Below are 8,510 nucleotides of genomic sequence, written 5' to 3'. Positions count from 1 at the left end.
CGAGCACGGGTGCCCTGGGCGAGCCAGCGGTGAATCCTCTGCTCGTTTCCGGTCACCACCTGCTGGGTGGCCCAGTGAGCGGTTCTCCGGTCGGGATAGGTGGCCGAGCGGGTCCTTACGGTCATGTCCGTCCACTTCAGCTAGCGTCGAACGACCAGACGAGGCCGACTTCCTCACGGGACACCGCGACGAGGCCGAAGTCCCAGGTGTACTGAGTCATCGGCCAGCAACCGGTGACGCGTTCGTAGAAGTCGGGGTGGTCGCCGCCGTGACGGGTGTTCGTGAAGAACCGCGAGCCCTCCGGGAAGCGCGAGAGAATCACCCGCGCGTGTTCTTCCATGCCCGCCCTGCGGTCGGCGAAGCCGTACTGGCGCGACACGTCCATGGCGTCCGTAGCCAGCATGACGAGTAGCCGTACGACGGCACGACGCGGGATCTCGAACAGCCGACTGCGCCACTGCGCGGCTCCGGCCTCGTCCGCCGGCGGAACCCGGAAGGGAAAAGAGGGGTCCTCGTCCAGTTCCTCCTCTCCCTGCTCGGGATCCCTGCCGGACCAGCCACGGGGATCGGCCACCTCTCGGCGCATCAGCGCAGCAACGTCGGGCAGCCAGTCCTCGTGAGCACGCGGGCCGACCGCGACGAAGGAATACCGGTTGCGGTACATCTCCACTGCCGCCGTCCACGCACCGGCGTCGAGGGCTGCCTCCCGGCCGCGCCGCCGCACGGGCTCGATCTCACCGCTCACCCGCGCTCCTCCTCCCGGCCGCAGTACCCGGGACCGCCCGCAGCGGGCACAGCGGGCACCTCGTCGGCCAGCAGCGTAGAACGCGAAACGCCCGGTCCTCCCGCCCGGCCGGGTCTCTTCCCCACCACCGCACGGAACTCGGGCCGCCAGCTCGCAGCAGCGACGAGACCGACCGGAGGAGATCCCGATGAGCAAGCTCACGGAACGAAGGCGGCAGCGAACCGCTCGTCGTCTGGGGCGTGCCGCCCTGGTCGCTGCCGTACGCGGCGTCGCCACGGCTGCGGGCTCTGCTCTTGTCGGGTGCGGCCTGGTGTGGTGGCAGAGCCGTTGAACGAATCGCGGGCCGGCGCCGGAGCGGCAGCGTGGTGGGTCAAGCCCGGTACTCATGAGCACAGCACGCCGCTTCCACTCGACAAGGGAAAGCGTCGAGGCGACCGGGGTCTCCGAGCCACCCCGGCGCGTGGGAGTCAGTACGCTGAGTGCAGCGGGATCGGGCCCGCCGCACAGTGTCCGGGAGGCGTGTCATGACTGCCGAGATGGTGGCCCCGGCGTGGATGCACCAGCAGATCACGGCCGAGGAGTACGAGGCGTGGTCCGAGGAGCAGTGCGCCGGCATCGAGATCGTGGACGGAATGGTCGTCGTGAGCCCCAGCGCCTCCAAGCGGCACAACCGGCTGGCCCGGCTCCTGGCGAACGCCCTGGACGCCGCCGCGGGCCCGGACTGGAACGCCGACACGGACTTCGACGTCCGGCTCCAGGACGTCCCGCTGACCAATCGCCGCCCCGACGTCGTCGTCTACCGCGCTGACACGATCGACGTCACGCCCACCCGGCCCGAGCACGTACTGCTGGTGGCCGAGGTGGTGTCGCCGGGCTCGGAGACCACCGACCGGATCGTGAAGGTCGACCAGTACGCCAAGGCCGGGATCGGCTTCTACTGGCGGATCGAGCAGGCCGCGACGGGCACACCGCTGGTGTATACGTACCTGCTCGACCCCGCGACGAGGACCTACCGGGACGGGGACGTGTTCACCGGGATCTTGAAGATCACCGCCCCCTTCGCGGCGGAGATCGACCTCGGCCAGGTCTGAACCGGTTGCAGGGCAGACAGAGGGGCTGGGTCTGCGGCATTGCGCCCGGCAGGCTCCTGCGGATCACGTGCGGATGCAACCGAGGCTTCTCGGGTAAGAAGATCACGGAGGCGCAGAGCCTGCACTGACGCCTCCGCACTTCTGGTCGAACCGCTCGACGATGCCGTGCCCACCGCGTGCCCTTCGGCGCGGACAAGCACGGTCAACAGGAGTGTGACCCGAAGGACGACACCATCATCATTGAGCGCGTACCCGCAGGTCAGGGGCAGTGCAACCACCCGAGCACCGTTGCTTCCCAAGCTGAGAGCGCGAGTTCGATTCTCGTCACCCGCTCTTCTTGAAGCCCCAGGTCAGTGGCCTGGGGCTTGTGTTTTTCGAGGGTTCCCCAACAGTTTCTCGGGTGCCTCGCACCGCATACCGTCGGAACGAGTGTCGCCGGTTGGCGAGCATGGCTGACCTGGAGGGTGACGGATAGGGCATCGTGACGGACGAAGAGCTGCCAACTCGGGACTCATGAAGGTCACTTCGGCATGCCGAGAGGGCCTGTCTGCGTGAAGGCTGCGATGGGGCGCCTACGCGGCGAGGACGAGGAGTTCTTCCGTAGGCGCAGCAGAGTGCCGCGTCCATCGCCTCCGGCCCAGGTCCGGGGCCTTGCGGTGACCCGGGCCGCTCGTGATGCCACGTTGCCGGTCAGCCCGCCACCGCACAAAGGCCACGTGTTCGCGAAACCCCCGTACACGACCTGTCGGGCGACACAGGCACGTCAGACGACGTCGTGGATGTTGTGCTCGGTCAGGTCGGATGCGTGCCGGGCGATGGTGCTGTAGTCGGCATCGTCGTGGAGGACAGCCAGGCCGTGGTGGGCGGCAGTGGCTGCGATGACGAGGTCTACTGCCGAAGCACTGCGATGCTCCCCGGCCTGGGCCATACGGTGTTGCACCGCGCTGATCCAACGCCCTGCGTTCTTCGGCACCGCCGCATCGGGATAGAGGTCGGAAAACATTTCCGCGATCTCGTCGTACTCGCGACGGTTCCGGGCGCTGTACAGGAACTCGGTGCGTTGCACGTAGCAGGAGGCGATGGCCCCGGCATCGATCGCGTCGTACCAGGCCGATTGCAGTTTCGGCTCGCGGAGCAGCCGGACCAGGCCGGACGTGTCGAGCAGGTAGATCACCGGCTGTGCTTCTCCGCCCTGTGCAGACGCTCGGCGTCCTCGACGGCACCCCACTCACGGGCACGCTCGAAGTGACGGCTGATGCGCGCCGCACGCTCCTGCTGCTCGGCGTAGAAGTTCAGAGCGAGATTGACCGCTTCCTTCTTGGTCCGGACGCGGGCCAGAGCCATGGCGCGCTCCAGGGCGTCGTCGTCGATGTCGATCTGGGTCACGGACATACCGCACCTCCCAGGCAATGTTGATGATGTACATAGAAGAATACGTCACCAACATTGGCCGGTCCACGTGTCGGCTCCCGGTGCATGCAGTCGCGACAGGCCCTCCGGATCAGCCCCGGAGGCGATGCGGTCCGTCCGGTGCAGGCGTTGTGCGCCGTGCGGCCCGACTACTGGTCACGCCCGTGCCCACAGCGTGCCCGTAAGAGCGGACAACCACGGTCAACAGCGGTGCCACCAAGCACTCACGCCCGCAGTCGCGGTACGGACCTGTGCAGGTCAGCAAGGAGATCAGCACGGTGACCGCACCCGACAGTCTGCCCCTGCACGCCCTCGCCGAGGAGAATCTCGCCGCGGCGAGTCCCGATCTGCTGCGCATGCCCGGCGCGGACCATGTCGTCGAGCCCGGCGGCCATGTCGCGCTGTCGCTCCTCGCCGGAGTGCTGACAGACCAGCGCGACTTCCTCGGAGGACCGGCCGTTCGCAGGAGCGGGAGCCGGCTGGGAGACCGACGGCCGTGCGGGTTCCACGTCGCTTCCGGCCGAAGGAGGCGCACCGGAGGCCGGAACCCCTCAGGAAGCGTTGTTCACGGCTGTGGACCGGGTGCCCGAACAATCCGTACCGCGCCGAAGCGGGCCTGCGGTGTCGACGTCCGGCCCCGCGAAGGCAGTGTCACAGCGCGGAGGGAGGTCGTTGGGTGCTTCACGAGGGGGAGCGTCGCCGTGGTGGCCACCGCGCGGTCAGGCAGGCGACCGTGGCCGGAAGGCCGGTTCCGGTCCCGCGTGGGGGCCGTCCGGTGGTCAGCCGGAGGGCTCCCGCGAGGTCAGTGCTTCCGGTTGTTCCTGCGAAGGGGACACGACGGGGCACGCGTGGTCCGACTGCGTCATCGTCCATCCGTCCCCGAGCACATGGAGGTTGACGGACACGGCGGAAGGGCGCGCGGTGCCGCCGTCGGCTTCCGCGTGGTTCACCGTGCACGTCAGCTGGAACATGGCCCGACGGCTCAGCGGAGCCGTCCCACCGGGGAGTTGGACGAAGAGGATGCCGTCGGCGACCACCACCCGTGGCGCGTCCGTCAGGCGGGGCAGCTCCGTGGTGGCCGTCGCGGCCTCGTTCGCGGCCGGCCCCTCGAACAGCAGGTGTACGACGGCCTCGATGTCCCCGGCGTCGTCGATCCGGCGGGGATAGGGCGTCAGGTTCCCGTCGCGCAGGAAGAAGAGGGAGACGGTGGCGGGCGTCGAGGGTGGTGACGCGCTGGGGGAGAACATGCCGCTCGCCGGCGCACCGGCCTCGATGACACCGGACGGGGGGACTCCGCACGCTGTGAGCACGGCCGCGGCCGTGAGCCCGGACAGCAGCGCTGCCGTCCGCGAGCCCTTCACCGGGTGCTCCCGCCGCCGGCACCGGCGTCGGTGCCGGCGCGGTGCAGCGGGAGTTCGACCGTGAACACCGCACCGCCCCAGGGAAGGTTCGCCGCCCGGATGCGCCCCCCGTGCAGGCGCACGTTCTCCGCCGTGATGGCCAGACCCAGCCCGCTGCTCTCGCTCCTGGCCCGTGAGGTGCTCGCCTTGTAGAACCGCTCGAAGATGTGCGGCATGTCCTCCTCGGCGATCCCCGGCCCGTTGTCGGTCACCTCGATGACGGCCCACGCCATGCCCGCCTCGTCCACCCGTACCCCCAAGGTCAGCCGCACGGGCGGCTCTCCGTGCCGCAGCGCGTTGCCGATCAGATTGGCCGTCACCACGTCGAGCCTGCGCGGATCGACGCGCGCGCGGAGCTCACCCGGTCCGGGCAGCCGGGTCTCCACCTGATCCTGCCGCCACCGGGAGGCGACGGTGCGCCGTACGGACTCGGCCAGGTCGATCTCGTCCCGGTTGAGTTCGGCCGCCCCCGCGTCGAAACGGGAGATCTCCATCAGGTCGTTCACCAGTCCGCTCAGCCGGTTCGTTCCCTCGCTGATGAGCCGCAGCGCTTCACCGGTCTCCCCTTCCCCCTCCAGGTCCAGCACGTCGGTGACCGCCGACATCGCCGCCAGCGGCGTGCGCAGCTCGTGGGAGACGTCCGCCACGAAGCGGCGCCCCTGGGCCTCCAGGCGGCGCAGCTCCCGTACGGTTCGCTCCAGTTCGGCCGCCGTCTCGTTGAAGGACTGGGAGAGGTCGGCCAGTTCGTCGGAGCCGGTGACGTCCAGCCGGACGTCGAGATGCCCCGCGGCCATCCGGCGCGTCGCCCGGCGCAGCGCCCGTACGGGACGCAGTACGCCGCTCGCGGCGAGCAGCGCCAGGACGACGGCGAGGCACAGGGCCACCAGGGTGGCCCGCTCGATGCCGCTGACCATGGCCTCGACGTACCCCTCTTCGGTGGTCTGCGGGACCTCCAGGTACATCACGAGCCCGGAGAGCCTGGGCTCCGTGCCCTCGCCCGAGGTGTACGTGACGGGCATGCCGACGACGAGACGAGGGCGCCCGTCGACGTTCATCCGCTGGAACACCGCGACACGTCGCTCCCGGACGGACCGGCGCAGTTCGGGGCTCAGCTCGACGAAACCGGCGCTCGGCGCATAGGCGCGGTGGCCGCCGTACGCGGCCATGATCCGCCAGCCCGACGCGCTGTTCGCGTACAGCACCTGGTCCACCGCGAACTGGAGGTCCGACTGGTTCGGGGCGAGGGGGATGGAGGGCGCGACGGCGTCGACGCTCGTACGGAACCGGTTGATGACGGAGTCCTGGCTCTGCTGGAGCACCCCCGTGCGCGCCTCGCGGAAGGCGAGGGCCCCGGTGCCCAGGGAGCTGGCCATGGCCACCAGGACGAAGGACGTCAGCAGGCGGGGGCGCAGGCCGCGCAGGGGGAGCGGGATGCGCGCCAGTGCCGCCCGGAGGAACCACCGGGGGCCGGCACCCGGTACGGCGGCGGACGTCCGGTCGCTCATGAGGTGCCGAAGCGGTAACCGAATCCGCGTACGGTCTGCACGTAACGGGGATTCCTGCCCTCGCCGAGCTTGTTGCGCAGTCGCTTCACACAGGCGTCCACGAGCCGTATGTCGCCGTGGTAGCTGTGTTCCCAGACCGCTTCCAGCAGCTGCTGGCGGCTGAACACCTGGCCGGGCGAGGCCGACAGGGTCAGCAGCAGCCGCAGTTCGGAGGGGGCGAGGGTGACGGGTTCGCCGCGGTGCGTCACCACGAGCCCGGCGCGGTCGACGACCAGCTCGCCGTGCGTCTCCGCCCGGGGACGGGTGCCGTCCGGCAGCGACGCGTCCTGTCTGCGCAGTACGGCCCGTATCCGTGCGTCGAGCACCCGGGCCTGCACGGGCTTCACCACGTAGTCGTCCGCACCGGTCTCCAGTCCCACGACCACGTCGACGTCGTCCCCCCGGGCCGTCACCATGATGATCGGCACCTGGTCGCGGTCCCTGATCCGGCGGCACACGTCCAGGCCGGACATGCCGGGCAGCATGAGATCGAGTACGACGACGTCCGGCCGGAAGGGGTGGAGCTGTTCCAGCCCCTCCTCCCCCGTTTCCACGGCGAAGACCTCATGCCCCTGGTGTCGCAGACCCAGTTGGACGGCCCTGCGGACATCTAAGTCGTCTTCGACGATCAGGACCCGTGGCATTTCGGCAGTGTAGGCAGACCGGACGAGGTGACCGTTCCGAGGAAGGTCCCTCTCCGACCGCCGTTACACAACGATCACATGGGCCGGGGAACGCGGGGCGTCGTTATCTTTCCGTGACGGCACCGGCTCATGGGGATCATCTGGGATCACCAGATTGAGCTGCCATGCATTCGGCACGACAGCGGCAATCCGCACCCGCCACCGGCAGCACCCCGGCCGGTCACCGCGCCGGTCACCGCGCCGGCCGCCGACGTCGGTCCGCCCATCGCCGGGAACGGCCGCGCCGCCGGGGCCAGAGCCTGCTGACCATCCTGCTGGTGACCGCCGGCCTGCTGGGTTCGGCGGCGTACTTGCTGGAAGGCGGGCGGAGCGACGCGTCGGGCGGTGCGCCGCACCCGCGGAGCACGCACGTCACCCCCACTCCCACACCGCCCCCCTCCTCCCCCTCCCCCTCCCCCTCCCCCTCTCCCTCTCCCACCGCGAGCCGGACCGAGATCGACGTTCCCCCGACGGGCAGCGGGAGGTTCGTCACCGCGCGGGCCAGTGGGGAGAAGGTGGGCAGCGGCTCCCGCTCGGTGCGCTACGTCGTGGAGGTCGAGACCGGCCTCGACGTCTCGCCGTCCCAGGCGGCGAACGAGATCGCCGGGATACTCGCCGCCCCGCGGGGCTGGACCCACGACCCGGACAACGCGTTCCAGCTGGTGGGCGCGGGATCGCCGCACGACATCACGATAAAGATCGCGACACCGGCGACGGCGGACGCCCTGTGCTGGGCCGGCATCCGGCAGGACACCGGAGGCGAGTACAACTGCGAGGTACCCGGAGGGGTGGTGGTGAACCTCAAGCGCTGGGTCAAGGGCTCGCCCACCTTCGACGGGCCGATCCATGACTACCGGGCGCTGATCATCAACCACGAGGTGGGGCACTTCCTCGGCCACTCGCACGTGACCTGCGGGGGCGCCGGGCGACTGGCCCCCGTGATGATGCAGCAGATCAAGGGCCTGCACGGCTGCGTCGCCAACGCCTGGCCCTACGACGAGAACGGTGACTTCGTCACCGGGCCGCCCGTATGACCGGCGCCGGTCCCGAGGCCGGCCGTCACTGCGAACGGCCGTACAGCTCGGTCATGTCCCGCGCCCAGGGCCATGAACTGCCGGCACCACGGTGAACTCACAGCGACCCGGCGCACGACGAACCGGGCACTGTCAGCGGCACGAGCACCGGTCGAACGGGACGTCGCAGGACTGAAGTCCTGGCGGATCTTCCGCAGAGCCCGATGCAGCCCGAACCGCCTGTCGTCAATCGCCGCAGCCGTCCTCGCCCTGGAGCGTCAGCGTTGAAAACACTCAGTGACCAGGGGCTTGTCTTGTCGTCCAGACCGGTCCGGACGTCGCGCTTCGTCCTGGCCGCCTCTCGACCACGCAGCAGGCGAGGCAGCGGGGTCGGCCGATGGCCAGGGCGAAATGAGCGAAGAGGGCATACGGTCAGCCTGCGGCCGGTCCGGGCCCGTAATCCGCCTCGGATCCGCCAAGACCGTCCGCGAGGTGGGCCAGCCAGCCGCTCGGGGTGTACGGCGGGGGCGGGTCGGTCTCCATGCCCAGCTCGGCCATCGCGAGGGCGTAGTCGGACTCCTCGAGGGCCAGGGCGAGCAGTTCGTGGAGCTCGCCGGTGAGGCG

Annotated in this window: 10 protein-coding genes; 3 read left to right on the top strand and 7 right to left on the bottom strand. The window is 69.9% G+C overall.

Annotation, left to right across the window (positions count from 1 at the left end; translation table 11 throughout):
* Window positions 1–136: 136 nt before the first annotated feature.
* A complete protein-coding gene (locus ACIRFH_RS36220; RefSeq protein WP_403530743.1) occupies window positions 137–745 on the bottom strand; it encodes a hypothetical protein in 609 nt (202 codons plus the stop codon).
* Between the two features lie 524 nt (window positions 746–1,269).
* Between ACIRFH_RS36220 and ACIRFH_RS36215 the strand changes: the two genes are divergently transcribed.
* A complete protein-coding gene (locus ACIRFH_RS36215; RefSeq protein ID WP_403530740.1) occupies window positions 1,270–1,836 on the top strand; it encodes a Uma2 family endonuclease in 567 nt (188 codons plus the stop codon).
* 763 nt (window positions 1,837–2,599) lie between these two features.
* Here ACIRFH_RS36215 and ACIRFH_RS36210 read toward each other — a convergent pair.
* The 5 genes from ACIRFH_RS36210 to ACIRFH_RS36190 all read right to left on the bottom strand — a co-directional run bounded on the left by ACIRFH_RS36210 (window position 2,600) and on the right by ACIRFH_RS36190 (window position 6,834).
* The gene (locus ACIRFH_RS36210) at window positions 2,600–3,010 is read right to left on the bottom strand and encodes a PIN domain-containing protein (RefSeq protein WP_403530737.1); all 411 of its coding nucleotides are present in this window, start codon (window positions 3,008–3,010) and stop codon (window positions 2,600–2,602) included.
* Entirely contained in the window at window positions 3,007–3,228 is a 222-nt protein-coding gene (locus tag ACIRFH_RS36205) for a type II toxin-antitoxin system VapB family antitoxin (protein ID WP_203591804.1), read from the bottom strand. The genes ACIRFH_RS36210 and ACIRFH_RS36205 overlap by 4 nt, the downstream gene beginning before the upstream one ends.
* A gap of 797 nt (window positions 3,229–4,025) precedes the next feature.
* Window positions 4,026–4,607 carry a hypothetical protein gene (locus ACIRFH_RS36200; RefSeq protein WP_403530734.1) on the bottom strand — a complete coding sequence of 194 codons (582 nt, stop codon included), beginning with the start codon at window positions 4,605–4,607 and terminating at the stop codon, window positions 4,026–4,028.
* On the bottom strand, window positions 4,604–6,151 hold the full coding sequence (locus ACIRFH_RS36195) for an ATP-binding protein (RefSeq protein ID WP_403530731.1): 1,548 nt from the start codon (window positions 6,149–6,151) through the stop codon (window positions 4,604–4,606). The genes ACIRFH_RS36200 and ACIRFH_RS36195 overlap by 4 nt, the downstream gene beginning before the upstream one ends.
* Window positions 6,148–6,834: a response regulator gene (locus ACIRFH_RS36190; protein WP_381204638.1), complete on the bottom strand. Its 687-nt coding sequence runs from the start codon at window positions 6,832–6,834 to the stop codon at window positions 6,148–6,150. The genes ACIRFH_RS36195 and ACIRFH_RS36190 overlap by 4 nt, the downstream gene beginning before the upstream one ends.
* A gap of 164 nt (window positions 6,835–6,998) precedes the next feature.
* On the opposite strand from ACIRFH_RS36190, the gene ACIRFH_RS36185 reads away from it, so the two are divergent.
* Together ACIRFH_RS36185 and ACIRFH_RS36180 are read left to right on the top strand one after the other, a co-directional pair.
* Entirely contained in the window at window positions 6,999–7,907 is a 909-nt protein-coding gene (locus tag ACIRFH_RS36185; RefSeq protein ID WP_403530728.1) for a DUF3152 domain-containing protein, read from the top strand.
* A 72-nt stretch (window positions 7,908–7,979) separates the two neighbouring features.
* Complete coding sequence (locus ACIRFH_RS36180) at window positions 7,980–8,174, top strand: transposase family protein (protein WP_403530726.1); 195 nt, start codon at window positions 7,980–7,982, stop codon at window positions 8,172–8,174.
* A 144-nt stretch (window positions 8,175–8,318) separates the two neighbouring features.
* On the opposite strand, the gene ACIRFH_RS36175 is transcribed toward ACIRFH_RS36180, so the two are convergent.
* A partial coding sequence (locus ACIRFH_RS36175) for a contact-dependent growth inhibition system immunity protein (RefSeq protein ID WP_403530723.1) occupies window positions 8,319–8,510 on the bottom strand: 192 nt, incomplete at its 5' end.

The organism is Streptomyces sp. NPDC093586, from assembly GCF_044764905.1.
In the GTDB taxonomy this organism is placed as follows: Bacteria; Actinomycetota; Actinomycetes; order Streptomycetales; family Streptomycetaceae; genus Streptomyces.
This window is presented reverse-complemented; position numbering and strand designations above follow the sequence as displayed.

What these genes read in the sequence shown, in the direction of transcription:
- ACIRFH_RS36215 (WP_403530740.1), top strand. Translation starts at nt 1,270, where the DNA reads ATGACTGCCGAGATGGTGGCCCCGGCGTGGATGCACCAGCAGATCACG.
- ACIRFH_RS36205 (WP_203591804.1), bottom strand. Translation starts at nt 3,228, where the DNA reads ATGTCCGTGACCCAGATCGACATCGACGACGACGCCCTGGAGCGCGCC.
- ACIRFH_RS36195 (WP_403530731.1), bottom strand. Translation starts at nt 6,151, where the DNA reads ATGAGCGACCGGACGTCCGCCGCCGTACCGGGTGCCGGCCCCCGGTGG.
- ACIRFH_RS36190 (WP_381204638.1), bottom strand. Translation starts at nt 6,834, where the DNA reads ATGCCACGGGTCCTGATCGTCGAAGACGACTTAGATGTCCGCAGGGCC.
- ACIRFH_RS36185 (WP_403530728.1), top strand. Translation starts at nt 6,999, where the DNA reads ATGCATTCGGCACGACAGCGGCAATCCGCACCCGCCACCGGCAGCACC.
- ACIRFH_RS36180 (WP_403530726.1), top strand. Translation starts at nt 7,980, where the DNA reads ATGAACTGCCGGCACCACGGTGAACTCACAGCGACCCGGCGCACGACG.